At 52.2% G+C, this 203-nt stretch carries 2 tRNA genes; both read left to right on the plus strand.

The features are described from left to right. The first annotated feature begins 35 nt into the window (after positions 1-35). A tRNA-Met gene (locus tag CHI14_RS29660) sits at positions 36-112 on the plus strand. A 6-nt stretch (positions 113-118) separates the two neighbouring features. Beyond that, positions 119-194: transfer RNA gene (locus tag CHI14_RS29665), tRNA-Thr, on the plus strand. Positions 195-203: the final 9 nt, after the last annotated feature.

The raw sequence follows: 203 nt of genomic DNA on the forward strand, positions 1-203 counted from the left end.
GAAACCCTTTTGGGTGTTTTATAACTACATAATGTGGCGGCGTAGCTCAGCTGGCTAGAGCGTACGGTTCATACCCGTGAGGTCGGGGGTTCGATCCCCTCTGCCGCTACCATAAAACGCCGGTGTAGCTCAACTGGTAGAGCAACTGACTTGTAATCAGTAGGTTGGGGGTTCAAGTCCTCTCGCCGGCACCATAATACGAT

This window comes from Paenibacillus sp. 7516 (assembly GCF_002272715.1).
GTDB lineage: Bacteria > Bacillota > Bacilli > Paenibacillales > Paenibacillaceae > Paenibacillus > Paenibacillus illinoisensis_A.